The organism is Tardiphaga sp. 862_B3_N4_1 (assembly GCF_051811085.1).
Taxonomy (GTDB): domain Bacteria; phylum Pseudomonadota; class Alphaproteobacteria; order Rhizobiales; family Xanthobacteraceae; genus Tardiphaga; species Tardiphaga robiniae.
In genome coordinates, this window is the sequence record NZ_JBPWQB010000001.1 from 350,161 (window position 1) to 375,579 (window position 25,419).

The 25,419-nt window shown below is 62.5% G+C and carries 25 protein-coding genes; 12 read left to right on the forward strand and 13 right to left on the reverse strand.

Annotated elements, in window-relative coordinates:
• Positions 1–142: 142 nt before the first annotated feature.
• The gene (locus AB8B02_RS01700) at positions 143–418 is read right to left on the reverse strand and encodes a hypothetical protein (protein ID WP_309947258.1); all 276 of its coding nucleotides are present in this window, start codon (positions 416–418) and stop codon (positions 143–145) included.
• 144 nt (positions 419–562) lie between these two features.
• On the opposite strand from AB8B02_RS01700, the gene AB8B02_RS01705 reads away from it, so the two are divergent.
• Together AB8B02_RS01705 and AB8B02_RS01710 are read left to right on the forward strand one after the other, a co-directional pair.
• On the forward strand, positions 563–742 hold the full coding sequence (locus AB8B02_RS01705; RefSeq protein WP_089261775.1) for a hypothetical protein: 180 nt from the start codon (positions 563–565) through the stop codon (positions 740–742).
• Between the two features lie 34 nt (positions 743–776).
• Positions 777–1,094 (forward strand): (2Fe-2S) ferredoxin domain-containing protein, encoded by a 318-nt coding sequence (locus AB8B02_RS01710; protein ID WP_439062940.1) that lies wholly within the window; start codon positions 777–779, stop codon positions 1,092–1,094.
• Between the two features lie 5 nt (positions 1,095–1,099).
• On the opposite strand, the gene AB8B02_RS01715 is transcribed toward AB8B02_RS01710, so the two are convergent.
• Positions 1,100–2,419 carry a dicarboxylate/amino acid:cation symporter gene (locus tag AB8B02_RS01715; protein WP_089261771.1) on the reverse strand — a complete coding sequence of 440 codons (1,320 nt, stop codon included), beginning with the start codon at positions 2,417–2,419 and terminating at the stop codon, positions 1,100–1,102.
• 197 nt (positions 2,420–2,616) lie between these two features.
• Here AB8B02_RS01715 and AB8B02_RS01720 point away from each other — a divergent pair, with 197 nt between their 5' ends.
• Complete coding sequence (locus AB8B02_RS01720; RefSeq protein ID WP_439062941.1) at positions 2,617–3,639, forward strand: trypsin-like peptidase domain-containing protein; 1,023 nt, start codon at positions 2,617–2,619, stop codon at positions 3,637–3,639.
• A gap of 3 nt (positions 3,640–3,642) precedes the next feature.
• Here AB8B02_RS01720 and AB8B02_RS01725 read toward each other — a convergent pair whose 3' ends face one another.
• Positions 3,643–4,347, reverse strand: a complete 705-nt coding sequence (locus AB8B02_RS01725) for a GrlR family regulatory protein (RefSeq protein ID WP_309947265.1) — start codon at positions 4,345–4,347, stop codon at positions 3,643–3,645.
• A gap of 212 nt (positions 4,348–4,559) precedes the next feature.
• On the opposite strand from AB8B02_RS01725, the gene AB8B02_RS01730 reads away from it, so the two are divergent.
• Together AB8B02_RS01730 and AB8B02_RS01735 are read left to right on the forward strand one after the other, a co-directional pair.
• Positions 4,560–5,369, forward strand: coding sequence for a transporter substrate-binding domain-containing protein (locus tag AB8B02_RS01730; protein WP_439062942.1), 810 nt, complete (start codon positions 4,560–4,562; stop codon positions 5,367–5,369).
• A 629-nt stretch (positions 5,370–5,998) separates the two neighbouring features.
• The gene (locus AB8B02_RS01735; protein ID WP_439062943.1) at positions 5,999–6,733 is read left to right on the forward strand and encodes a hypothetical protein; all 735 of its coding nucleotides are present in this window, start codon (positions 5,999–6,001) and stop codon (positions 6,731–6,733) included.
• Between the two features lie 4 nt (positions 6,734–6,737).
• On the opposite strand, the gene AB8B02_RS01740 is transcribed toward AB8B02_RS01735, so the two are convergent.
• From AB8B02_RS01740 to AB8B02_RS01755, 4 genes are all read right to left on the reverse strand, one after another.
• Positions 6,738–7,181, reverse strand: coding sequence for a hypothetical protein (locus tag AB8B02_RS01740; protein ID WP_439062944.1), 444 nt, complete (start codon positions 7,179–7,181; stop codon positions 6,738–6,740).
• A gap of 26 nt (positions 7,182–7,207) precedes the next feature.
• Positions 7,208–7,333 carry a hypothetical protein gene (locus AB8B02_RS01745; RefSeq protein WP_283805439.1) on the reverse strand — a complete coding sequence of 42 codons (126 nt, stop codon included), beginning with the start codon at positions 7,331–7,333 and terminating at the stop codon, positions 7,208–7,210.
• Between the two features lie 338 nt (positions 7,334–7,671).
• Positions 7,672–10,680, reverse strand: a complete 3,009-nt coding sequence (gene uvrB / locus AB8B02_RS01750) for an excinuclease ABC subunit UvrB (protein ID WP_439062945.1) — start codon at positions 10,678–10,680, stop codon at positions 7,672–7,674.
• A gap of 40 nt (positions 10,681–10,720) precedes the next feature.
• Positions 10,721–11,110 carry an EF-hand domain-containing protein gene (locus AB8B02_RS01755; protein WP_439062946.1) on the reverse strand — a complete coding sequence of 130 codons (390 nt, stop codon included), beginning with the start codon at positions 11,108–11,110 and terminating at the stop codon, positions 10,721–10,723.
• Between the two features lie 115 nt (positions 11,111–11,225).
• Here AB8B02_RS01755 and AB8B02_RS01760 point away from each other — a divergent pair, with 115 nt between their 5' ends.
• Positions 11,226–13,190 carry an alkyl/aryl-sulfatase gene (locus tag AB8B02_RS01760; protein ID WP_439062947.1) on the forward strand — a complete coding sequence of 655 codons (1,965 nt, stop codon included), beginning with the start codon at positions 11,226–11,228 and terminating at the stop codon, positions 13,188–13,190.
• 176 nt (positions 13,191–13,366) lie between these two features.
• On the opposite strand, the gene AB8B02_RS01765 is transcribed toward AB8B02_RS01760, so the two are convergent.
• From AB8B02_RS01765 to AB8B02_RS01775, 3 genes are all read right to left on the reverse strand, one after another.
• On the reverse strand, positions 13,367–14,410 hold the full coding sequence (locus AB8B02_RS01765; protein ID WP_439062948.1) for a hypothetical protein: 1,044 nt from the start codon (positions 14,408–14,410) through the stop codon (positions 13,367–13,369).
• A 166-nt stretch (positions 14,411–14,576) separates the two neighbouring features.
• Positions 14,577–15,341 (reverse strand): anti-sigma factor, encoded by a 765-nt coding sequence (locus AB8B02_RS01770; RefSeq protein WP_439062949.1) that lies wholly within the window; start codon positions 15,339–15,341, stop codon positions 14,577–14,579.
• Positions 15,338–15,916 carry a sigma-70 family RNA polymerase sigma factor gene (locus AB8B02_RS01775; RefSeq protein ID WP_439062950.1) on the reverse strand — a complete coding sequence of 193 codons (579 nt, stop codon included), beginning with the start codon at positions 15,914–15,916 and terminating at the stop codon, positions 15,338–15,340. The genes AB8B02_RS01770 and AB8B02_RS01775 overlap by 4 nt, the downstream gene beginning before the upstream one ends.
• A 153-nt stretch (positions 15,917–16,069) precedes the next feature.
• Between AB8B02_RS01775 and AB8B02_RS01780 the strand changes: the two genes are divergently transcribed.
• The 4 genes from AB8B02_RS01780 (at position 16,070) to AB8B02_RS01795 (ending at position 20,113) form a co-directional block, all read left to right on the forward strand.
• A complete protein-coding gene (locus tag AB8B02_RS01780; protein WP_439062951.1) occupies positions 16,070–16,846 on the forward strand; it encodes a DUF4394 domain-containing protein in 777 nt (258 codons plus the stop codon).
• Positions 16,847–17,039: 193 nt separating this feature from the next.
• The gene (locus tag AB8B02_RS01785; RefSeq protein ID WP_439062952.1) at positions 17,040–17,750 is read left to right on the forward strand and encodes a glutathione binding-like protein; all 711 of its coding nucleotides are present in this window, start codon (positions 17,040–17,042) and stop codon (positions 17,748–17,750) included.
• 22 nt (positions 17,751–17,772) lie between these two features.
• Positions 17,773–18,468, forward strand: a complete 696-nt coding sequence (locus AB8B02_RS01790; RefSeq protein ID WP_439062953.1) for a glutathione S-transferase family protein — start codon at positions 17,773–17,775, stop codon at positions 18,466–18,468.
• A gap of 172 nt (positions 18,469–18,640) precedes the next feature.
• Positions 18,641–20,113 carry a diguanylate cyclase domain-containing protein gene (locus AB8B02_RS01795; protein ID WP_439062954.1) on the forward strand — a complete coding sequence of 491 codons (1,473 nt, stop codon included), beginning with the start codon at positions 18,641–18,643 and terminating at the stop codon, positions 20,111–20,113.
• Positions 20,114–20,167: 54 nt separating this feature from the next.
• Here the strand turns inward: AB8B02_RS01795 and AB8B02_RS01800 are convergent, their stop codons facing one another.
• Positions 20,168–20,371 carry a cysteine-rich CWC family protein gene (locus AB8B02_RS01800; protein WP_439062955.1) on the reverse strand — a complete coding sequence of 68 codons (204 nt, stop codon included), beginning with the start codon at positions 20,369–20,371 and terminating at the stop codon, positions 20,168–20,170.
• Positions 20,372–20,493: 122 nt separating this feature from the next.
• Here AB8B02_RS01800 and AB8B02_RS01805 point away from each other — a divergent pair, with 122 nt between their 5' ends.
• Both AB8B02_RS01805 and AB8B02_RS01810 read left to right on the forward strand, forming a co-directional pair.
• Positions 20,494–21,987 carry a DUF1800 domain-containing protein gene (locus AB8B02_RS01805; protein WP_439062956.1) on the forward strand — a complete coding sequence of 498 codons (1,494 nt, stop codon included), beginning with the start codon at positions 20,494–20,496 and terminating at the stop codon, positions 21,985–21,987.
• The gene (locus AB8B02_RS01810; RefSeq protein WP_439062957.1) at positions 21,984–23,210 is read left to right on the forward strand and encodes a DUF1501 domain-containing protein; all 1,227 of its coding nucleotides are present in this window, start codon (positions 21,984–21,986) and stop codon (positions 23,208–23,210) included. Before AB8B02_RS01805 ends, AB8B02_RS01810 begins: the two co-directional genes overlap by 4 nt.
• Before the next feature lie 220 nt (positions 23,211–23,430).
• Here AB8B02_RS01810 and AB8B02_RS01815 read toward each other — a convergent pair whose 3' ends face one another.
• Both AB8B02_RS01815 and AB8B02_RS01820 read right to left on the reverse strand, forming a co-directional pair.
• Positions 23,431–24,372, reverse strand: coding sequence for an aldo/keto reductase (locus AB8B02_RS01815; protein ID WP_439062958.1), 942 nt, complete (start codon positions 24,370–24,372; stop codon positions 23,431–23,433).
• A gap of 96 nt (positions 24,373–24,468) precedes the next feature.
• Positions 24,469–25,323, reverse strand: coding sequence for a lysophospholipid acyltransferase family protein (locus tag AB8B02_RS01820; RefSeq protein WP_439062959.1), 855 nt, complete (start codon positions 25,321–25,323; stop codon positions 24,469–24,471).
• Positions 25,324–25,419 lie beyond the last annotated feature (96 nt).

A 25,419-nucleotide genomic window follows, 5' to 3' on the forward strand; every position in this document is an offset into this window, starting at 1 on the left:
CCGGGCGGTCTGCACAAATTGCTTGATAGCTGAAGTAATATAATTTCGCTAAAATTCAACGGTTTATTTTGCAATGCACAAATGTTTGTGGTGAGGAGCTGCTCACCAAAACGTTAAGCTGCATTGCGGCGTCGGCATAACCTTACCGGTATGTCTGCTCGTGGTCCTGCACGGGGAGCGGTTCCATGGCGACATCGCCGTTGCGGGCGGCCATGATGCCGAACAGGAGGGCCCCGCCGACGGCGCCGAGGAGTGCGCCAATGGGCATGAAGGTGAAAAACACCAGCATGGCGCTATAGCCCTCAAAATTGCTGGTCTTGAACAATTCGACCCATGCAACGCCGGCGCCGATCCCCACGGCCGCTCCACCGAGCAACCCCAGAACCAGACCCAGCAAGATCAGCAACGCGATTTTCATGCAGCGCCCCCACTCAATGTTTTATGCGTCAAACAACGGCGCCAGAAGGTTCAACGGCGGGCGGCGATTTCATGTGCTGGAGCCTAGTTAAGGAACGCAGTTTGGGCGGCTGCGTTTTCTCCCGATCTGCAAGGGAGATTCCCGATGACCAAGCACATCCAGCCCGTTCCCGAGGATAACTGCAGCGACAAGGGACCTGGCAGCGCGCCGAAGGTGACGCTCGATAACACCAAGGGTCATCGCGACGACGAGAAGCACAATATTCGGGAGCAGGCGGCGCACGGCAATCTCACGCAGAACACCAGCAACCGCCGGTCGGGGTGATCGCAATGCAGCGGGCGGTTTCTATATAACAGGAATGGCCAGTAAACCCGTCGTCACCGCGCGCTTGCGCCGCGCGTCACCCGTTCTTGTCTGCAAGAAATGCCTTGGCCGCATTGATGACGGCAAGGCGCTGCGCAAATCGCTCAAGTCGGACTTGAAACGCTGCGGCGCGAAGCAGGACGTGAAAAGTCCACGCGTGGTGCTGACGGGTTGCCTTGGCATCTGCCCGAAGCGCGCCGTCGTCGTGGCCAGCGCCGCGACGTTACAGAATGGGCAGTATCTGTTGTTGTCAGGTGCGGACGCCAGCGCAGAGGCGGTGGCGATGCTGATGCCGGATCGGGCGCCTAAATAGAGCGATCAGGCGGCCGATTTCTCCGGCAGTTCTCCCAGCGGCCGGCGCTCCATCTCTTCGCCGAAATCGATCGGATGCAGCAGCGCCTCGTGGAGCTGATGGCGATCGAGTTCGCCTTCCCAGCGGCTGATGACGATGGTGGCGACGCCATTGCCGATCAGATTGGTGAGCGCGCGGCATTCGCTCATGAACTTGTCGATGCCAACGATGATCGCCAGCGCGGTGATCGGAATATCGGGGATGATCGACAGCGTCGCGGCCAGCGTCACGAAGCCCGCACCGGTGACGCCCGATGCACCCTTCGATGTCAGCATCGCCACGCCGAGCACCGCGGCCATCTGGCCGAAGGTGAGATGCGTGTTGGTGGCCTGCGCCAGAAACAGCGTGGCTAGCGTCATGTAGATATTGGTGCCGTCGAGATTGAAGCTGTAGCCGGTCGGGATCACGAGGCCGACCACGGGCTTCGATGCGCCGAGCGCTTCCATCTTGGTGATCATGCGCGGCAGCACGGTCTCGGACGACGAGGTGCCGAGCACGATCAGCAGCTCGTCCTTGATATAGCCGATGAAACGCAGGATCGAGAAGCCGAAGGCACGCGCGATACCGCCGAGCACCAGCAGCACGAACAGCAGCGACGCCAGATAGAAGGTGAAGATGAGATAGCCGAGATTGACGAGGGCGCCGAGGCCGAACGAGCCAATGGTGAAAGCCATCGCGCCAAAGGCGCCGATGGGCGCGAGCTGCACGATCATGCCGATGATGCGGAAGAACATCTTGCCGGCGAGATCAACGCCTTCGGCGATCTTTTCGCCGGGCTTGCCCATATGCGAGATCGCGAAGCCGGACAGGATCGCCACCAGCAGCACCTGCAGCAGATCGCCTTTGGCCAGCGAGTCGAAATAGGACGTCGGAATGATTCCCATCAGATGGGTGACGAAGCTTTCCTCCTTGGCGCGGCTGACATAGCTGGCGACGGATTTTGCGTCCAATGTGGAGGGATCGATATTGAAGCCGGCGCCGGGCTGCAGGAAGTGGCCGACCAGCAGGCCGATCAGTAGCGCCAGGGTGGAGACCGTCTCGAAATACAGCAGCGTCTTGCCGCCGATGCGGCCGACCTTGCTCATGTCGCCGATGGAGGCGATGCCGTGCACCACGGTGCAGAAGATCGCCGGCGCGATCATCATCTTGATCAGCGCGATGAAGCCGTCGCCGAGCGGCTTCAGGGCCTTGCCCGCATCCGGATAGAAGTAGCCGACGGTGACGCCGATCGCGATCGCGATCAGCACCTGGATATAGAGAATGCGATACCAGGGTTGCTTGGCCATCGTGGTTTCGTCCCTTGAAAGCGCTCATCACCATCGACAGCCGCGCGCAAAACATAGGTGCGCTGAGCTGCGGCGTAAAGTCACGCTTTGAACAGACCTGAGGTTAAAGCGCGGCGCAGCCCCGCCATGTCCACTGCGCATGCTGCACTTGCAGTGGTGCGCGCCGGGGCCATTTAAATGTCAAAGGAAGCATCGCCATGCTTGATATCACCGCACATCCCTTAGATGACGATTCCGAGACACCCGCCGTTGCCGCAGTGCCGAACGATGCTGCGCTGCTCGATGCCTATTCAAACGCCGTCATCGATGTCACCGAACGCGTCGGCCCCGCGGTCGTGCGGGTCGAGACCGGAGCCAAGACGCCGAATGCCCGCGAACGCGGCGGGCTGGGCTCTGGCATCGTCATCTCACCCGACGGCCTCGTCCTGACCAACAGCCATGTCGTCGGCAATTCGAAGCATATTCGCCTGCGTGACACCGAAGGCGTCGTCACCGATGCCCGCGTGCTCGGCGCCGATCCCGATACCGATCTCGCTTTGCTGCGGGCCGATGGCGCGCGCGAGTTGCGCTATGCGGGTCTCGGCAATTCAAAGAACCTGAAGCGCGGCCAGCTTGTCGTGGCCATCGGCAATCCGCTCGGCTTCGAATCCACCGTCACCGCCGGCGTGGTTTCGGCGCTCGGCCGCTCGATCCGCTCGGTGAGCGGGCGCAACATCGAGGACGTGATCCAGACAGATGCCGCGCTCAATCCCGGCAATTCCGGCGGCGCCCTGGTGTCGTCGCGCGGCGAGGTGATCGGCATCAACACCGCGATCATCCAGGGCGCGCAGGGCATCTGCTTTGCGGTCGCCAGCAACACCGCGCAATTCGTGCTGTCGGAGATCATTCGTCACGGCTATGTCCGCCGCGCCTTCATCGGCGTGTCCGGCCAGACCGCGCCGATCCCGCGCCGCCATGCGGTGCTTGCCGGCATCGAGAACACCATGGGCGCGCTACTCGACCAGATCGATCCCGACGGTCCGGCGTTCAAGGCTGGTCTGTTGCCTGGCGATGTCGTGATCAGTCTCGATCACGTGCCGGTGAATGGCGTCGATGATCTGATCCGCATTCTTGATCGCGACCGTATCGATCGGACGATCGAGATCGATGTGCTGCGGATGGGCCGTTTGCGCGCCATCGACATTCATCCCGTCGAACGCAAGGTGCTGGCGCGCGCGTAACCATCAGGCCTTGTGCAGCAGCGACAGCTCGGCCTTCAGGCGCAGGCTGCGCTTGCCGGCGAGGGCGGTGGCTTCGAATGCCGCGCCGCTCTCGCTGCAGCTGCCGGAAAAGCCGATGCCCACTTCATAGCCGGCGAAGAGCGAACTCCCGCCGGCTGCGGGCGTGTGTTCCTGATTGACGATCTCGCCCTTCCAGCGGCTGCCGGCCGAACCATAGGCGCCGAGATAATAGAAGCGCGCGTCGCCGCCGAGAATGCGGCCGTCGAACAGCAGCATCACGCCGGTCAGCCCGTCCTCGACGCCGTCGAGGGTTTTCATGTGTAGCGAATACAGCCCGTTGGCGATGCCGCCATCTCCCACCGTGCCGGTGTCCGGGAAGTCCTCTTCGTCGAGCCGTGTCATCACCGACTCGAAGGCCGGCCCCTTGCCCTGCGCGTCGCCGCCCGTGAACCTGTAGTTCTTGCCGTCGTGGATGCCACGCACGCGGATCGAGCCGTCGTCGTCGCCATAGAGCGTGCGAAACTGCGAGCCGACATGATGGCGCTGGCCGTGGATCACCGCATGGATGCCGTCGTCGGCTTCCTCATAGGTGCCGATATGGGCGAAGGCGGTGTTGCCGCCCAGCATGCGGCCGTCCTTGCAATACATGACGCTGCGGCCGACCACGTCGCCCGCCCGGTAGTCGCATTTGTAGAAACCGTCGAACACCTAAAGCCACCCACTGCGCCAACGGGCACCAGTGTAGACGGTCGCGCAGTGCGATAACAGGCATTCCCGGCCGGGCATATCAGCCATCCCGTCCGCGTGACGAACGGAGGGTGGTCGCGCCGGCTGATCACGCTGTCGTCGAAGCCCCTGGTCGCCGATTGTCGCGCGGCGGGTTTGCGGGCATGGTCGCGCCGAAATCGGGGAGGCCTATGATGCGTATTTTACGATGGATGGTGCTGTTCATGAGTGCTGCACTTCCGGCTTTCGCCCAGGCGGCGCCGTCGCCCGAGGTGCTGCGCGATCTCGCCCCCACCGGAAAGCTCCGCGCCGCGATCAATTACGGCAACAGCGTCTTGGCCCAGAAGGGCCCCGACGGCGCGCCGCGCGGCGTCTCGGCGGATCTCGCTGCCGAACTGGCCAAGCGTCTCGGCGTGGCCGTGGACTATGTGCCCTATGAGGCGGCAGGCAAGGTGTTCGAGGGCGCCAAGGCCGGCGCCTGGGATGTCGGCTTCATCGCCATCGAGTCGGTGCGCGCGCAGGAGATCATCTTCACCGCGCCCTATGTGATCATCGAGGGCACCTACATGGTCCCCGTGCATTCGCCGCTGAAGAGTGTCGACGACGTCGACAAGGACGGCGTCAAAATGTCGGTCGGTCTCGGCTCGGCCTATGACCTCTATCTCACCCGCACCATCAAACACGCCACCGTGCTGCGCGCCGATGCCGGCGGCGGCAGCGCGATGATCCGGAAGTTTCTCGACGAGAAGCTCGATGCCGCCGCCGGCGTGCGCCAGCAGCTCGATGCCTATGCCAAGGACCATCCGGAGATGCGCGTGATGTCCGGCCATTTCCAGGAGATCCAGCAGGCGATGGCCATGCCGCGCATCGCCGACAAGCCGCGCACGGCTGGTGTCGCCTATCTTGCCGCCTTCGTCGAGGAGATGAAGGCCTCGGGCTTCGTCGCCGAAGCTCTGAAGCGCAGTGGGCAGGTCGCCGATGTCGCGCCGCCGGCGGGGAAGTAACGACGCGGGAGAAGCCCGCCGTCGTTCGCTCGGATGTACATGTCAAACAGCCACGCAACATCGTTCTCGTGGGCGAAAGCCCCGAGGTGAGCTGTCGTTCTCCCCTCGAAAACTGAGGGGAATGGAGCGCCGCAAGGCGCACCTTGATAGTTAGTCGCTGCGTCCGGTCCGGTTGCGACACCGTTCCATCCACAGCGCAACGCCTTGCGGCGCTCCATCACGGCGATTTCTGTTCCAGGGACCGTGCTTCCGGGTACTGGGCAGGGCTAATGAAAGCCCTCCGTTCCGGACAGGCTTTCGCCTGCCTTCACCCGCACCCGTCCAGCCGTTTCCGGCGCAGCCCCGTAGTGGGCCAGGACGGTGACCCCGGACCTCCCGAGTCCGTGCTTGCGAGGCACGTCCGCAGGCGCCGTATCCTGCTCCACTCCGAAAGCGCCCTCGAGAAGCGCCCCTCATGAGCAGGACGGGGAGGGGTATATAGTCTTGTAGGAATTATGTCAATGCAGATCGCGAGCTTCCCACCGACTTCTGCAGAATGCGGCGCTATCGCCGGCAAGAGCGCGTGCCTGAAGCTCCTTTAGGGGCTTCGCTTTTTGGTTGTCTGGAATAGTGCCGACGGGGAGCTTCGAATGGCATGTTTTTCAGACGGCGCGAAGGCAATACTCGACGCTGGAGAAGACCAGAAGCTGCATACTCATCTTGAGATGAGACATGCCGAGCTGCTTGGCGAACGTGTCGAGTTTATCGAATACGGCAATCCCGAGGATTTAACCGACAAAAAGCAGGCCAGGCTCAACGCAGAGCTTTTGAAACAGGTCCTGATTCATCGCGCGGAGCAGCTTATGACCGGCACCAGCGTGATGCTGGAAGAGAAGAACCTGTACGGTCTAGCTCTTGTTGTTCGCGGCCACATCGAGGCCGTCGCCGTTCTCGGATATTTCACCCGTAGGATAGATTCGTTGATGAAGGGCAACATCATCTTTGAGCAGTTCAAGCAGGACATCGCCAATGGCCTAATGGGCGCCAAGCATGACCTTTTCGATAAGGCCAATGCGCCGGTCAACATCATCACCTGCGTCGAGCATTCCGACAAATACGCGGACGTCGAACTGTTTAAGGAAAAAAAGAAATACCTCGAAGACTTGTACGGCTGGCTGTCGGAATTTGCCCACCCGAATTTCTGCTCGAATAAGACCGCCTATACCCTCGACAAGAAAAATGGCCGGATGGTGCTCCGGAAGGAGAGGGAAATTTCAAGCGATCACTATCGGATGATTTCGACACTCACGATGAGTGCGGATATTCTCGCATGGTTCTTGCCTAAGTTCGATGAGAATTTGGACGCCGCGCTTCCTAAAGAATAAGTGGTCATTCCAATTTCATTTCCTTGTAAATGCGCCGGAACAGGTCAACCGCGCTACCTACATAGGCCGTGATCTCATCGGCGGCGGCCCTCATCCGAGCAACGCTGGAATGTACCTCGACAAGCTCGAATGTCTCTTTGCGAGTCTGCCGATACAGCCTGAATTCGATATCGTGATTGCCCTGAGGGTCGGCGGTCAATTTCACCATGCCGTGTGCCATGAGGTGTCTTGCCTCGTCATACTCCAACAGTTTGTCGCAAATCTTGATCATCTCTTCGCGGTAGGACGCGTACTCGGGCCGCTCAACGATTTTCTTCGCCGCTTTGATGCGGTCCTTTATCCGATAAGGAAAATCGACGTTAATCTTCACCGAGAAGTCGGCGAGCAGGAATTCCACTTGGGCATACGAGGTGATTATCCGACCCCGCAAGTGGGTCAGCTCTTTCACTAAGGCGACGGTCTGTTCTCGCGGTCTCATAGGTATTTGTAGAACGCGATGGCCCCGAAGAACACGACAACGGCGGCCACGATACCGAGCGCACCTTCAGCGGAAATACTCAGGCCAATGAACTTAACTTCAAACTTAGTAGGTTCGGGCATGTCACAGCTCTCCATTTGAAATTCATGGAGAACAATCAGGGGGTAGAGAATCTGTCGGTGATTTGCGGACTCCACGCAAGGGAATCGTGCCGTTACACCCGATTCCCACCGATATGGTGGATAACTGGGATAACGTGGATAAGTAGCCCTTCGAATATTTTGTGCGGTCGGGTTCGACTGCCGCGGTCAGGCGCGGGATTGGTCGCCGCAAGATGCTCGTCGTTCAATGCGATGTGTGGAGCGCGGTTACATCGGCCTCCGCTCGCGGCTCCCCCTCTCCCTGCCCCTCTCCCGCGAGGGGACATCGCGGGTGGTTCGTGTGGCTAAGAGAGCAGCGATCAGGGCCGCTTCTTCCATCCGCCCCGATGCCCCGGCGCGCCGCCGGTTGATCTTGGCGCGGGGCCAAACTCCGGACCGGACTCGCGGCTGTTCTTCGGCTGGAAGATCTTGCTCTCGGTGCCCGGACCCATCTCGTCCAGCGTCGGCTTGCGCGGGCGCTCGACTTCTTTGCCGCGGGCGGGCTTTACTTCATGCCAGTTCGCGATGCCCATCTCGTCGAGCCCGGGCTTGTGCACTTTCGACGACGCTCCGCTCTTGCCGTATTTGCCGCGCGCTTTGCCTTGTGCGGCCTTGTCGAGACGCGCTGGGAGATTGGCGGCATCGCCGTATTTCTTCTCGCCTTTGTAACCGCCGCCGCGTGCGGCGACGCCGCGCTGCTTGACGGTGGGGTCGTCGACCACAGCCAGTTCGGTGGCGCGCAGGCGCTTGACTTCGTCGCGCAGGCGGGCGGCTTCCTCGAAGTTCAGGTCGGCCGCGGCCTCGCGCATCCGCACTTCCAGATCGGCCAGCACTGCTTCGAAATTGTGCCCGATGGTGATGGCGTCCTCGGCCATGCCGCCGCCGATATCCACCAGCACGCGGTCGCCTTCATAGACCGAGTTCATGATGTCGCCGATCGACTTCTTCACACTCTCCGGCGTGATGCCGTGCAGCGTGTTGTATTCGACCTGCTTCTCGCGGCGGCGATCGGTCTCGGCGATGGCGCGGGTCATCGAGCCGGTCATCTGGTCGGCATAGAGAATGACCCGGCCGTCGACGTTGCGCGCGGCGCGGCCGATGGTCTGGATCAGCGAGGTCTCCGAGCGCAAGAAGCCTTCCTTGTCGGCATCGAGCACGGCGACCAGCGCGCATTCGGGAATGTCGAGGCCTTCGCGCAGCAGGTTGATGCCGACCAGCGCGTCGAAGGCGCCGAGGCGGAGATCCCTGATGATCTCGATACGCTCGATGGTGTCGATGTCGCTGTGCATGTAGCGCACGCGAATGCCCTGCTCATGCAGGAACTCGGTGAGGTCTTCGGCCATGCGCTTGGTGAGCACGGTGATCAGCGAACGATAGCCCTGGGCCGCGGTGGCGCGGACCTCGCCGAGCAGATCGTCGACCTGGGTGCGGGCCGGGCGGATATTGATCGGCGGATCGATCAGGCCGGTCGGGCGAATGACCTGCTCGACGAACACGCCGCCGGATTCCTGCAGCTCCCAGCCGGACGGCGTGGCGGACACCGCGATCGATTGCGGGCGCATCATGTCCCATTCCTCGAAGCGCAGCGGCCGGTTGTCCATGCAGGAGGGCAGGCGGAAGCCGTATTCCGCCAGCGTCGCCTTGCGGCGGAAGTCGCCCTTGAACATGGCGCCGATCTGCGGCACCGAGACGTGGCTTTCGTCGGCGAAGACCAGCGCATTGTCCGGGACATATTCAAACAAAGTCGGCGGCGGCTCGCCCGGCCGGCGGCCGGTGAGATAGCGCGAATAGTTCTCGATGCCGGCGCAGCTACCGGTGGCTTCCATCATTTCGAGATCGAAGGTGGTGCGCTGCTCCAGGCGCTGGGCTTCGAGCAGGCGGTCCTGATTGTGCAACTGGTCGAGCCGCCACTTCAGCTCTTCCTTGATCGACTTCATGGCCTGGATCAGCGTCGGCCGCGGCGTCACGTAATGCGAATTGGCGTAGATCTTGATGAATTCGAGCTCGTCCTGCTTGTGGCCGGTGAGCGGATCGAACTCCTCGATGCTCTCCACGGTGTCGCCGAACAGGTTCACGCGCCAGGCGCGGTCTTCATAGTGGGCCGGGAAGATGTCGATGACGTCGCCGCGGACCCGGAAGGTGCCGCGGGTGAAGTCGTGCTGGGTGCGCTTGTATTGCAAAGCGACGAGGTCGGCGATCAGCTGGCGCTGGTCGATGCGCTCGTCCTTCTTCAGCGCGAAGGTCATCGCGGTATAGGTTTCCACCGAGCCGATACCGTAGATGCACGACACCGAGGCCACGATGATGACGTCGTCACGCTCAAGCAGCGCGCGCGTCGCCGAATGGCGCATGCGGTCGATCTGCTCGTTGATGGACGAGTCTTTCTCGATATAGGTGTCGGTACGCGGGACGTAGGCTTCCGGCTGGTAGTAGTCGTAATAGCTGACGAAATATTCGACCGCGTTGTCGGGGAAGAAGTTCTTGAACTCGCCATAGAGCTGCGCGGCCAGCGTCTTGTTCGGCGCAAGGATGATCGCCGGGCGCTGCGTGGCCTCGATCACCTTGGCCATGGTGTAGGTCTTGCCGGAGCCGGTGACGCCGAGCAGAACCTGGGTGCGGTCGTTGCGGTCGATACCCTCCACCAGTTCCTTGATCGCGGTGGGCTGGTCGCCCTTCGGCTCATATTCCGATTTCAGCTCGAAGCGCACGCCGCCTTCGGACTTCTCCGGGCGCGGCGGACGATGCGGCGTCCACACTTTCTGGTCCTTGAACTCCGGACGGCCATCGCGCACCAGCGCTTCCAGCGCGTCGGCGGTGGCCTGCACGCCGAGAGCTTCCATCTTGTTGCGCGGCGGCCGTGCCGTCAGCGCCTCGGCGTCTTCTTCCTCGGTGGTGAAGCCGAGCTGCTTGGCCAGTTCCGGATCCAGCGTCGGGATCGAAGCGGAGGTGTTGTAATTGGCCTGCGGCGCTTCCTCGAGGCCCTTCTGCTCGCTCAGCCGCGGCGCATAGGGCGCAACGACGGGCTGGGGAAACGGCTGCAGCGGGGTCGGGCGCATGCCTTCATCGCCCTCGAATTTCTTCGGCGTCGACTTGCGCGCGCGATGCACCGCGGCCTCGCCGCCGGAGCGGCGCTCGAAGGAATTACTCGGCGGCGGCTGCAGTCCGGTGCCCGAGCCCATGCCGGCATCGCCGCGATTGATCGCGGGATTCAGCAGTTCCGCCAGCGCGGGTCCGATCGGCTTGACGTCGGGACGGCCGGCGCCAGGCTTGGCGGCGGGGGTCTTGATTGATTTTGCGGGCTTTTTCGGAGAGTCGGGTTTCTTCGCCATGGGCGGAATATGGGGCGAGTCCGGTGGCGATAAAAGGGCCCTACTTGAGCAGCTTCAACAGCTTCTTGCCCGCCGGCGTGGCGAATTCCCTGGCGTCGATGGTGCCGTCATTATCGGGGTTTGCCGCGCGGAACCGGGTTTCCACCACGGCGAGATATTCCGCTCTGTCGAGCGTGCCGTCATTGTCCGGATTGGCGGCCGCGAATTCACCCTTGCTCAGCCGTCCACGCAGCTCCCGGGCGTCCAGCGTGCCGTCCTTGTCGCGGTCGAGCTTGTCGAACAGTTTGCCGGCGGCCGCCTTGGCCTCGGCGAGGTCGACGGTGCCATCCTTGTCGGGATCGAGCTGCGCCAGGAAAGAGGCGGCCTGCGCCGGCACCAGCGCGGCAAGAGGAATCGCGAGGGATAGCAGAACCGTGCGGCGTGTGGTCATGATCATCTCCCTTGGCGTACTCTATGTTTCCATCAGGATGCGTCATTCGGATTCCGGGTTCAACACTCAAATCCGGCGATGCGGCCGAGGTCTGCGAGGGATTGCCATGCGTGTGATGCCGACAATATTACTGTGCACTGCAATAGGATTTGCAACAGCGCCGTGCCTCGCCCAGTCCAGGGATGCCGAGCCGGCCACGAAGGGGCTGAACGAATCGGTGCTGAAGACGCTGCCGTTTTCCGACCGCGCCGATTTCGACGATGCCAAACGCGGCTTCATCGCTACGCTGCCGGATGGCGTGATCGCAGGTCCGGACGGCAGGCCGGCATGGGACACCAAGCCCTATGCGTTCCTGCAAAACGACGCCGTGCCGGCGACCGTCAATCCCAGCCTGTGGCGACAGGCGCAGCTCAACGCGATCAACGGCCTCTTCAAGGTCACCGAGCGCGTTTATCAAGTGCGCGGGCTCGATATTTCCAACATGACCATCATCGAGGGCGACAGCGGCCTGATCCTGATCGATCCGCTGCTGTCGAACGAGACCGCAAAAGCCGCGCTCGAACTTTATCTGAAGAATCGGCCTGCGAAGCCCGTCGCCGCCGTGATCTACACCCACAGCCATGCCGATCACTTCGGCGGAGCCAAGGGCGTCATCAGCGAGAACGACGCCAGGCAGGGCAACGTCAAGGTGATCGCGCCCGACGGCTTCATGGAGCATGCGGTGGCGGAGAACGTCATTGCCGGCAATGCGATGTCGCGCCGCGCGCAATACCAGTTCGGCAGCACACTGCCGGTCGGTGAGCGCGCCCAGGTCGATACGGGGTTGGGCAAGGCATTGGCGCGGGGGACGATCTCGCTGATCCCCCCAAACGACCTCATCAAGCAGTCCTATGAGACGCGCATCGTCGATGGCGTCGAGATCGAATTTCATCTGGTGCCGGGCTCGGAAGCCCCAAGCGAGATGATCTTGTATTTTCCGCAGTTCAAATTGCTGAACATGGCGGAAGATGCCACCCACAACATGCATAATCTCTACACCATCCGCGGCGCGGAAATTCGCGATGGCCGGTTGTGGTCGCGCTACATCGGCGAGGCGATCGCGCGCTACGGCGACAGGACGGATATCGTGATCGCACAGCATCACTGGCCGATGTGGGGCAACGAGCGCATCGTCAATTTTCTCAAGAAACAGCGCGATCTCTACAAATTCATCCACGACCAGGCCGTGCGGTTGCTCAACCACGGCCTCACATCTACCGAGATTGCGGAGCAATTGAAACTGCCGCCGTCGCTGGCGAACGATTGGGCGTCGCGCGGCTATTACGGCACCCTGAGCCACAATGCCAAGGCGGTCTATCAATTCTATCTTGGCTGGTATGACGCCAATCCCGCGGACCTCAATCCGTTGCCGCGCGCGGAGGAGGCGAAGAAGCAGGTCGAATACATGGGCGGTGCGGACGCCACGATCAAACGCGCGCGCGAGGATTTCAAGGCAGGGCAATATCGCTGGGTCGCCAGCGTGATGAGTCGGGTCGTGTTCGCCGATCCGTCGAACAAGGAGGCGCGCGATCTCGGTGCCGATGCACTCGAACAGTTGGGCTATCAGAGCGAGGCGGCGACGTGGCGGAATGCTTATCTGCTCGGTGCACTGGAACTGCGCAGCGGCGTCGGGCCGCAGAGATCGTCGCTGGCGAACGCCGAGCTGCTCAAGGGCGTATCCATCGATCTGGCCTTCGATTTTCTCGGGGTGCGGCTCAACGCGACGAAGGCGGAAGGCAAGAAGATCGTCATCAACTGGACCTTCACCGATCTCAATGAAACCTACGTGATGAACCTGGAGAATTCAGCGCTGACGCATATGTCGGGCAAACTTTCAGACAGCGCCGACGCCAGCGTGACGCTGACCCGCGCAGCGCTCGACGCCATCACGCTGAAGCAGCGCACCTTTGCGGACAGTGTGGCCGCCGGGGAAACATCACTCAGCGGCAATCCGCTCAAGCTGCGCGAATTGTTCGGTCTGCTGGACGAATTCTCACCGGGATTCGAGATCGTGGAACCGAAGAAAGCGCGCGCGGAATAGAACCAGGCATGATGGCAAAAGCGCGTTCCCGCCCGATGGTTGATCGGGAGGCTATTTCAACTTGATGACGTTTGACGATGTCGTTCTCCGGCGAGGTCGTCCAGTGGGGGCCCGATCGCGGTCTCACAGGGGCCAGACCTGCAGGGCCAGCCTCATCAAACCTATCCGGCGACCGGTTACGCCCGCAGGCGCTTGAGCGATTCGGGCAGGCGCGCATCGACCCAGGCGCCGATGTCGCGCTGGTGGCGATGGACATACAGCCCCAGCGCAATGATTCCGATGCCGATCAGGGACAGCGCGAACGGAAACAGCATCGAATCCTTAAAAATCTTCTCGGCGAGGTCGCCGAGATAGATCGCAATGCCGATGGTGCCGAACACCGCAAAGACTCGTCGCGACAGCGCGACCGAGATCAGCAGGAAACCGACGTTCAGCAGGCAGTATAGCGCCTTGTCGAGATTGGTGCCGTTCGAGGTGGCGGTGATGCCGCCCCAGAATGTCAGCACGCCGAACAGATAGAGCCAGAATGCGAAATCGCCGCTGCGCTGGCGCAGGTTGACGATCACCGCAGCAACCAGAATGCCAAGGCCGAACCAGATGGACACCTTGCGCGATAGCTCCCAGTTGCCGTAGCTCGCGCCCGCGATCCATGGCACGACATCCATCGACAGAAACCATAGCGTGACCGCCATGATGAAGACGATGAAGGGAAAGCGATAGAATTGCAGTGCCACGATCGCCGCGGCGATGGTCGCAAGCTCCATGAAGACGAAGCTGCCTTTGATCCAGACATAGAAATCGCGCATCGCCGCCGGCTTGCCGAATTCGGTCCAGGCACCGTAGGCATCCTGTATGCCGAACACGGCTAGCGGTGTCATTGCCACGGCCACCGCAATCAGCAGACCACCCGGTGTGCGTAGTTTCTTGACGGTCCAGAGATAGTGCCCGGCAGCGGTGAACAGGCCGGCATAGACAAGTGCAGTGGCGGTCAGGGCCGGTCCGCCCATTTGCGAAAACGCCAGCGTCGAGAACAGCCCCATCGCTGATATCACCACCAGCGCGCCTGCATACCAGAGCAAATGCACGACATCGAAGCTGGGCCCGGCCGCCTGCTGCTCCGGCACACGCGCCGTGAGGAAAGCCAGCAGGGCGTCGAGCAGCGTGGAAGGAAGCACGCCGGCTGTGACAGCCGCGCGCAGATCGTCGGTCGAATATCGCATGCACTCTCTCCGCAACGCGCCATTCGACGCCGCAAGATGGATCGATCAGGTCACAAGGAATAGGCTGCAGGAACACCATGTCCGCCGCCGTGTCACGCCCTTTGTCGAACGCAGCGACTGATACGTTCAATGCGCGGCTATAGGTTCGAAGGATGACTGCGAGAGCTCACAAAGCCCTTGCCGCATTGCCCTTGAACAGGATCGGGCCCGTCGGTCTTCCGATCGGCGAGCCGCCTTCTGGCTCCAGCGTGATCTCGAACAACTGATCTGCGACCGTATCCGGCAATGCTTCCAGATCGAGCTGCAATGTCCGCGACTGTCCGGTGAGGCCGATGGACTTCGGGCCGATGTCGCGGTCCCACAGGGTCCAGACCTGCAGCGTGCGGCCGGCGGGCACGTCGATCGGGCGCAGCGGGATCAGTTCGACGCGGCCGTCGGAGAAGGTGTTGACGATGGCGCCGGTTTCCCTGGTGGCGTCGTTGACCAGCACGGCGACATAGATCGGCTTGCGCTGCGCCAGCGCGATCAGTTCGCGGCGGAGCTGGCGCGACGTGGCGAGCGCGCCGATCAGGATCACCACCAGCATCAAGGCTGCGAACACCCCGCCGATCCCGGTGCCGCGCCAGAAGCCGATATTGTCCCATAGCGTTGCGCCGCGCAGCGCGGCGCGGGCGCCGGGCAGCGGGATCGCCGGTTTCACCTTGGTGGAGTCGGCGATGCGGTCCCACAGTGCGGCGCTGGGGGCGAGCGCTTCGGCCGTGGCGTCGAGATCGGCCAATCGCTCGCGCCAGGCGCTGACGGCCCTGGCGAAATCGGCATCGTCGGTCATGCGCGCTTCGGCAGCGGCGAGCTCCGTGCCTTCGAGCAGGCCCATCACATAGTCGGCGGCGAGATCGTCGGTGGGATGCGTATTGTCGTCGTGCATGCTCATCCCATGCACTCCTGCAGTGCGAACAGGCTGCGGCGGACCCAGCTCTTCACGGTGCCCAAGGGCACCTTCAGCCGGCCGGCCAGTTCGCCGTGGCTCATGCCGTGGACATAGGCCAGCACCACGACATCGCGGCGCGGCCGGTCGATGCGCTCCAGGCATTTGCGCAGCGCCGATGTCTCGGGCATCCGCGTCACGGTCGCCCCGCAGTCGATATCGAGCGCGCTGTCGTCGGACACATCATAGCGATGCTCGTTGCGGTGAATGCTGAGCGCGCGGTTGCGTACGACGGCATAGAGCCAGCCGCGGGCCGAGCCGCGATGCGGATCGAACGACGCGGCCGCGCCCCAGATCCGCACGAAGGCATCGTGCACGGCTTCCTCCGCCAGATCCTGCCGGAACAGGATGCGGCGGGCGACCCCGATCATCTTCGGGGCTTCGCTGTTGTAGATCATCTGCAGAGCCGCCCGGTCGCCGGCGGCGCATCGCGCCAGCGCGGCCGACAGCTGTGCCTCGCGCGCGTGGTCGAGGCCCGCCTCGTCGCGCCGGGTCTCGGTGATGGTGCCATTCCCAGTCATGTCCATGCCCTTGCATGGTCAGTCTACCTTTGCCGCGCGCAATTGGATGCACCCAAATGAATTTATTTTCAGGGGCGTGCATCCAGTCGGGAGGGCCCGCCGGTAGTCCTTGTGTCGGTCCCGAGGGGATCGCGGAAACACAGGGAGCCACTTATGTCATTTCGTTCGCTTTTCGCCGCCTCTGCAGCATTGCTGCTGATCCCCGCGGCCGCCGCCAATGCTGCCCAGGTTGCAGCCCTGGTCGGTGGCGACACCATCGCCATGGTCGATACCACCAAGAAGATGGCCGCCGGATCCGTCAAGGTCACTGGTATTTCCGGCGCGCTGGTCGGCATCGACGTCCGTCCTGCCGACGGCATGCTCTATGGGTTGGTCGATGACGGCACCGTGGTCACCATTGCCGCGGACGGCAAGGCGACGGCGAAGTCGAAGCTCGACACCATGCTGGCCAAGGGCGTCACCGCCACCGTGGACTTCAACCCCGTGGCTGATCGTCTGCGCGTGATGGGTTCGGACGGCATGAGCCTGCGCGCCAATGTCGACGACGGCAAGGTGACGAAGGACGGCGATCACAAATATGCCGAGACCGACATGCACAAGGGCGAAAAACCGAATGTCATCGCCGGCGCCTACACCAATTCGGTGAAGGGCACCAAGGAGACCGCGCTGTTCAACATCGACGGCACCATCGGTGCGCTGGTCAAGCAGGCGCCGCCGAATGACGGCATCCTCGGCGCGGTCGGCAAGCTCGGTATCAAGCCGGCAGCTGTCGCCTTCGACATCTGGTCGGACGGCAGCAAGAACGAAGCCTGGCTGATGGCCGATGGCACGCTCCATTCGGTCGATCTCGCCACCGGCAAGGCCACCGAAGCCGCCAAGATCTCCGGCGTCACCGGCAAGGTGACGGATATCGCGATCATGGGCATGTAAGTCGCACGCTGCGATTTCACGCAACATCGCCAATGGAATGCCGCCCTCCATGGGAGCGCGGCATTCGTCTTTCGCAGGACGGATCTGCATTCCGGTGCTGCGCCGGCATTGACTTCACTTGGTCGTTCTGGCGAACTCGATGCAACCGCATTCAGTTCGGATGCATGCCATCCAACGCGCGCAGGAACACCTGATGATCGATCTCTATTACTGGAGCACGCCGAACGGCCACAAGATCACGATCTTTCTTGAGGAGACGGGGCTCCCCTACAAGATCATTCCGGTGAATATCAGCAAGGGTGACCAGTTCAAGGACGAGTTTCTGGCCATCGCGCCGAACAATCGCATTCCGGCGCTGCTCGATCATGCGCCCAAGAGTGGCAGCAAGCCGATCTCGGTGTTCGAGTCAGGCGCGATGCTGCTGTATCTCGCCGAGAAGACCGGGAAGTTCCTGTCCGATGATCTCGCTGTGCGCTATGATGCGATCCAGTGGGTGTTCTGGCAGATGGGCGGCCTCGGCCCGATGGCCGGACAGAACCATCACTTCCGCAACTACGCGCAGGAAAAGATCACTTACGCCATCGATCGCTATGTGAACGAGACCAACCGGCTCTATGGCGTGCTCAACAAGCGCCTCGCGGATCGCAAGTTCATCGCCGGCGACTATTCGATTGCCGATATGGCGAGCTATCCCTGGATCGTGCCCTACAAGAACCAGGGCCAGGACATCAACGACTTCCCGCATCTCAAGCGCTGGCTCGAAACCATCGCCGAGCGGCCGGCGGTCAAGCGGGCTTACGAGATCGCCAAAGAGGTCAATCCGAATTTCGGCCAGCCGCCGATCCGCACCGACGAAGAGCGCAAGCTGCTGTTCGGCCAGACCTCGGCTGTGGTGAAGAGTTAGCTCAAAATTACGAGAAGCAATTATGGCGCTGCAACTGTTCGAACTGGTCGGCACCGAAGAAGATCGTCCCTTCAGCCCGTTCTGCTGGCGCATCCGGATGGCGCTGGCACATAAGGGCCTCGACGCCACGTCGATCCCGTGGCGCTTCACCGAGAAGGACGCGATCAACAAGCACAAATCCGACAAGGTGCCGGTGCTGCTCGATGGTGAGCGCGCGGTCAACGACTCCTGGGCGATCGCCAATTATCTCGAAGACACCTATCCGGATCGCCCGTCACTGTTCGGCGGCGAGGGCGGCCGCGCCATGGGGCGGATGCTGAACTGGTGGGGCGACACGGTCGTGGTTGCCGGCATGTTTCCATTCATCGTCGCGGATATTCATGGTCATCTGCGTCCGGTCGATCAGGTCTATTTCCGCGAGAGCCGCGAAGCGCGGTTCAAGAAGTCGCTGGAAGAGGTCGCATCCAATCGCGACACGGGCGTAGATGCCTTCCGCAAGTCGCTTGATCCGATGCGCCTCACCCTGAAGACGCAGCCGTTCCTTGGCGGCGCCGCGCCAAACTATGCCGACTACATCGTATTCGGTCCGTTCCAGTGGGCGCGTGCGATCTCGCCGTTCAAGCTGCTGGCGGAAGACGACGCGATCTATGCATGGCGCGAAAAAATGCTTGATGCTTTTAACGGCATGGCGCGGAACTCGGCGGGCTATCCGGTCTGAGTTCCACTCTCTACGGGCGATGAATTGAGCAATCGCTGGTATTCATGTCCGCATACCAGCGTTGTTCTCGATGGTGCTTGGTGCCTTCGTGAAAATCCGAGGATATTCCCTGTAACTCTCGCTATAAGGGAATACCTCAACGATTCACGCTGTCTCACGCGCCAAGGTCTCTATGTCCGTTCCGCCTACCAATCTCGCCGACGATGCCGTGATGTTTGATCTTGCCCCGGTCTCGCTCTGGATCGAGGACTACAGCGATGTGAAGGGGCTGTTCGAACAGTGGCAGGCGCAGGGCGTCGACGACATCGAGACATTCCTGCTCGCCAATCCCGAACGGGTCCGTGAGTGCTCGCAGCACATCCGCATTCTCAAGGTCAATCGCAAGACGCTGTCACTGTTCGGCGCGCGCGACCTGTCTCACCTGACGCTCAGTCTCGGCCTGGTGATGCGCGACGATACGTTCAAGAGTCATGTGTCGGAACTGGCCCAGCTCTGGAGCGGCCGGAATCATTTTTCCAGCCATACGGTCAACTACACGCTGAAGGGTGAGCGGCTCGACATCCAGCTGCACGGCATTGTTCTGCCCGGGCATGAAGAGCGCTGGGATCGCGTGATGATCGCCATCGAGGATGTGACCGAACGTGAAGGCGCGCGTCGTCGCCTCGCGGAGAGCGAGAATTATGCGTTCGGCCTGTTCGCGCATTCGCCGGTGTCGCTGTGGGTCGAGGATTTCAGCGGCGTCAAGCGCCTGGTCGACGACGTTCGCGCGCGGGGCATTGAGGATTTTCGCGTGTTCACGGATGTGCACGAGGAATTCGTTTTGCGCTGTATGAGCGAGATCCGTGTGCTCGACGTCAACAGCCGCACGCTCGAACTGTTCGGCGCGCCCGACAAGGACACGTTGCTCCGTCAGTTGTCGGATGTGTTTCGCGACGAGATGGAGCCGCATTTCCGCGAACAGTTGATCGACCTGTGGGAGGGCAAGCTGTTCCAGCAGCGCGAGGTCGTCAACTACGCGCTCGACGGCACCAAGCTGCATCTGCTGCTGCAGTTCTCGGTATTGCCCGGGCATGAGCGCGACTGGTCACAGGTGCAGGTCGCGCTGACCGACATCACCGCGCGCAAGAAGGCGGAAGCCTATCTGGAATATCTCGGCACCCACGACGTATTGACGCGCACCACGAACCGCTCGTTCTTCGTGGACGAACTCAACCGGCTCGAACGCAAGGGATCGCAACCGGTCACCGTGATCGTTGCCGATCTCAACGCGCTGAAAGCTGCCAATGACGATCTTGGCCATGCCGCAGGTGACGGGTTGCTGCGCCGTGCCGGCGAGGTGTTTGGCGAACTGGTCGAAAAGCCGGCGACGGTGTCGCGCATCGGCGGCGACGAATTCGCCATCTTGCTGCCCGGAGTCGATGCTGCCGGCGGCGAAGCTGTGCTTGCCTCGCTGGCGCGACTGATCGAGGTCAACAATCAGTACTATCCTGATCTGACGCTGAGCCTCTCCACCGGGATTGCCACCAGCCGGACCGGCGAGCGGCTCGAAGCCGTGGTCAAGCGCGCCGATATGGAAATGCTGCAGGCCAAACGCAGCTACTACGCGCAACCCGATCGTGACCGGCGCAGCGCGGGCATGGTGTAGGCAAGCTGCGGGAGCCGATGCGCAATCGCGCGCGACGCGGATCAGGCACGTCCGTCAGGTCGTGGCGTGCGCCGCCGCCGCCTTGGCGCGCAGGCAGTCGCGGCACAGGCAATCGCCGCCTGTGGTCGGCATCGGCAGTTTTGCGGTCTCTTCGGCGCACCAGCAATTGCCCGACAGGTCGCAGCCGAATTCAGTCCCGCAGTCCGAACAGGTGAGGCGGCGGCTGAGCGGCTGTAGTGTTTCTGTCCGATAATTCATGAAAGCAGCCCAAATTTCAGCGCGATTTTCATGCCGGGTTCATCTGTTCCACCCGTATATCGGGCGTGGCGCCTGTGACGGCCTGATGCATCATAGGACGAAGGCAGAGTGAGGGAAACCCGATGGCCCGCGACCCGCAAGGCGCGCTGATCGCGCTGAATCGCTTCGGCTTCGGCGCGCGCGGCGGCGCCTCCGGCGATATCGTCAATGCGGCCTCCGATCCCCGCGGTTTCGTGAAGGCCGAACTGGCGCGCCCCAATGCGGCGCTGCTGGAATTGCCCGGCCTGCAATCGACGACGGAGCTGGGGCAGGCGATGTTTGCCTATCAGCTCGAGGTGAAGACGGCGCGCGAGGCGGCGCTGAAGACGCCGGGGCTGGTGCCGGTTGAAGCGCCGCCGGCTGCGATGGACAGGAAGCCGGAAGCTCCCGCGATGACCGGCAACACCACCATGACAGTGCAGCCTGACGCACCGAAGCCGCCGCCGGCCGTCGCGCTGCCGCCGAATGTGGTGCAGAAGACCTATCGTGCAGAAGCGCTGGCGCGGATCCAGCGCGCGACCATTACCGAGGGTGGCTTTGTCGAACGCCTCGTCGTGTTCTGGTCGAACCATTTCTGCATCTCGGCCAGCAAGGGCGACCCGGCGCGGATGTGGGCTGGCTCCTTCGAACGCGAGGCGATCCGCCCCTATGTGCTGGGCAAATTTGCCGACATGCTGAAAGCCGTCGAACAGCATCCGGCGATGCTGTTCTTTCTCGACAACCAGCAATCGATCGGCCCGAATTCGAAAGCCGGTGAGAGGGGCAAGCGCGGCCTCAATGAAAATCTCGCGCGCGAGATCATGGAGCTGCATACGCTCGGCGTCGGCGGTGGTTACACGCAGGCCGATGTGACGTCGCTGGCGCGCATCATCACCGGCTGGACCTTTGCCGGCCGCGAAGGAAAGATCGGCACGCCCGGCAGTTTTGCCTTCAACGCCAATGCGCATGAACCGGGGCCGCAGCAATTGCTGGGCAAGACCTATGACGACAGCGGCGTCGCGCAAGGCGAAACAGCGCTCGCCGATCTTGCGCGGCAGCCATCGACGGCGACATTCATCGTCAGGAAATTCGCGCAGCATTTCGTGGCTGATGCGCCGCCGCCGGCACTGCTGGCGCGGCTGGAAGGGGTGTTCAAAAAGACCGACGGCGATCTGAAGGCGCTGGCGCTGGCGCTGCTCGATTCCAGTGAAGCCTGGCAGATGCCGATGGCCAAACTGCGCACGCCCTATGAATATCTGATCTCCACCGGCCGCCTGCTGGCGCGCATCCCGGAAGATCCCGGCCGTTACTTTGCGGGACTGCAGACGCTTGGCCAGCCGCTCTGGACTCCGCCGGGGCCGAACGGCTTTCCGGACGGCAATGCCGCCTGGGCCGTGCCCGAAGGCATGAAGCTGCGGCTCGATCTCGCCGCACAGGTTTCGTCGCGCATTCCCGACAGTATCGATCCGCGCGAGATGCTCGACGTGGTCGCCGGCGAGGCGGCCTCATCCGAAACACGACAGACGATCGCGCGCGCGGAGACGCGGCAGCAGGCACTGACGCTGCTGCTGATGTCGCCGGAATTTCAGAGGAGATGACGATGGACTGCTGTGAAAGCCGCATGCTCGGCCCCACACGCCGCTCGCTTCTGTTATCAGGCGCGGCCTTTGCCGCCTGGGCCTATCTGCCGAAATTCGCTAGGGCCGCCGACGCGCGCGATCCGCGCCTGATCGTGGTGATCCTGCGCGGCGCGCTCGATGGTCTGGCCACCGTCGCGCCGCTCGGCGATCCCGATTATGCCGGTCTGCACGGCTCGATCGCGCTGGCGAAGGATGGTCCGAACGCAGCCATCGCGCTGGACTCGTTCTTCGGCATGCATCCAGCGATGCCGGAATTTGCGCGGATGTATGGCGACAAGAAAGCCGCCGTGGTCCATGCGGTGGCGACGTCCTATCGCGAACGTTCGCATTTCGACGGCCAGGACGTGCTGGAGAGCGGCTATGCCGGCCCCGGCCGCGTGCAGTCGGGCTGGCTCAATCGCGCCATTGAATCGTTGCCGCGTGGCGAACGCGTCTCGTCCGGTCTTGCGATCGGACCGACCACGCCGCTGGTGCTGCGCGGCGCCGCGCCGACCGTCGGATGGGCGCCGGTCAATCTGCCCAATGCGGCCGATGATACAGCGATGCGGCTGATGCAACTCTATCAGGACCGCGATCCCGCTTTGGCGACGGCCCTGTCGCAGGGCCTGAAGCTCGACAAGATCGCCGTTGGCGATGAGATGAAACCGAAGGGCGGCGGAAATGCCGTAGCGGCGATGCGCCAGGTCGCACGTGGCGCAGCGAAACTCATGGCCGCGGATGACGGACCACGCATCGCGGCACTCGCCTTCGATGGATGGGACACCCATGCGCAGGAGGGCGGGCCGGTCGGCCGCCTCGCGCAATTGCTCGGCGGTCTCGATGGCGCGCTGGCGGAATTCGAGAACGGGCTTGGGCCACATTGGCGCGACACGGTGGTGGTCGTGGCCACGGAGTTCGGCCGCACCGCCAAGATCAACGGCACCGCCGGCACCGACCACGGCACCGGCACGATTGCGTTGCTTGCGGGTGGTGCGGTCAAGGGCGGCCGGGTGATTGCGGACTGGCCCGGCCTTGCGAATGGCAAGCTCTATGAAGCCCGCGATCTCGCGCCAACCACGGATCTGCGCGCGATCTTCAAGGGCGTGCTGCACGATCATCTCGGCATCAGCGAGCGTGCACTGGCCGAGCAGGTGTTTCCTGACAGTGCGCTGGTGAAGCCGGCGAAAGGATTGGTGGCTTAACCGACGGCTAGAGGGAGCTCTTACTTTCCCCTCTCCCCCAGCGCAGCGAAGCTGCGCGCAGTGGGAGAGGGTGCCTGAGCGAAGCGAAGGCGGGAGAGGGTCTGGCCGCAAGCACGACAGGGCCCTCTCCCGTCTCGACCGCTGTCGCGGTCGATCCACCCTCTCCCGCGGCGCGCGGCGTTGCCGCGCTGGGGGAGAGGGGAAGAATCTGCGCGTTTAACTACCCCAACGTAATCGTATCGATCTCCGTCATCTCCTCCGTCGTCAGCTTCCACTGCGCCGCCTTCACATTTTGCTCGATCTGCTCGGGCGATGATGCGCCGGCGATGACGCTGGAGACTTGCGGGCGGGCGGCGAGCCACGAGAAGGCGAGCTCAAGCATCGAATGACCGCGCGCGCCGACGAAGGCCTGCAGTTGATCGACCAAGGCGATGTTGCGCGGGTTCAGATAGCGCTCTTGCATATAGGGGGTCTTGCCGAAGCGCGTATCGGCGGGGACGTTCTTCAGGCCGGCATATTTACCGGTCAGCATGCCGCCGGCGAGCGGGAAGAACGGCAGCAGGCCGAGATTGAAATGCTGCGCGGCCGGCAGCAGGTCCTTCTCGATGTCGCGGACGACGAGACTGTATTCGTCCTGGCACGACACGAAGGGCGCGACGCCCATCTGGCGCGCGGCCATCTCGGCTTCGGCGATGCGCCAAGCCGGGAAGTTGGAATTGCCGATATAGCGCACCTTGCCCTGGCGGACGAGGTCGTCGAGCGTGCGCAGCGTCTCCTCGATGGGCGTCAGCGCATCGTAATCGTGCTGCTGATACAGATCGATATAGTCGGTCTTCAGCCGCTTCAGGCTGGCTTCGACGGCGCTCATGATGTAGCGGCGCGAGGCGCCCTGCTTGCTGCCATCATTGCTCATTGGCTTGCAGTATTTCGTCGCCAGCACGATGTCCTTGCGGCGATCGCCCAGCACTTCGCCCAGCACCGTCTCGGAGCCACCCATGCCGGCATAGATGTCGGCGGTGTCGAACAGCGTGATGCCGAGATCGATCGCCTTGTGGATGACCTTGCGCGCGGTCTCCAGATCGGTGCGCTGGCCGAAATTGTTGCAGCCGAGACCGACGGCGGAGACGCGAAGGCCGGAGCGGCCGAGATTGCGGATTTCCATGATGAGTGTGCCTTGTGAGGGAAGCGCGGACCAAGGTTATGGCGCGCGCCTCATCGCGCAGCAAGACGCGCTGCATCATGGCAGTCGCGCGGGCGCTCAGGCGATGGCGGAAGCGGACTCGGGCGTTTGAACTTCGGGTGCGGGCGCGGCGGTCGGGGTCTTCCGCGGCGGGCCGGCGCGCAGGGCTGCGGATGTCATGCGCCGTACAGCGTTTTCCGCGTTACGCGTGATGGTCTTGCGATCAGCGGACATGTCATAGGCGACGGCTTCGCCCCAGCTTACGACGACGTCGATGGCGCCCGACGACAGGATGCCGATGAAATGCGGGATCAGATCGATGTCGCCATACCACGCCACGTTTTCGCGAAAGGCGCGGCCGACCGGCAATCCACCGAAGCCGACATAGGCGATCGACATCGGCTGCACCGTGATCTCTTTGTGATGCGTGGAATCGCCGAGCGCGTGATGCACCGAGCCGACCAGTGCCGAGCGAAACGGCAGAACGCGCATGCCGTCGCTGGAGGTGCCCTCCGCGAACAGGACCACCGCGTCGCCGGACAGCATGCGGTCGCCAATTTCCTGCGCCGTCGCGCCGGTCTTCTGCCGGCGTTCGCGCTCGACAAAAATCGTGCGCTGCAATTTGGCAAGCCAGCCGAACACCGGCCATTTGGCAACTTCGCTCTTGGCGACGAACACCACGGGCGCCCTGGCGCCGATGATGATGATGTCGAGCCATGAGACGTGATTGGAGAGGATCAGTACCGGCGTGTCCGTCGTCCGCTTGCCGACTTCGTGAATGCGCACCCCGATTAATGCGCAAAGGACGCGGTGAAACAGATGCGGAATACTCTGCTGCCAGCGCAGGCCGAAGGCCAGTGCGATCAGCTGAAACGGCGCCAGCAGCAGCGTCAGCATGGTCAAGGAGATCAGGACGGCGGCGAAACGGATCATGGGTTTATTATACCGGGGCCGACTTCCGCAGGCAAAGTCAGTTGCTTGAATTAAGAGAAACCACGGCAAAAAGAAGCGGTCCCGGTCAGCGCGGCA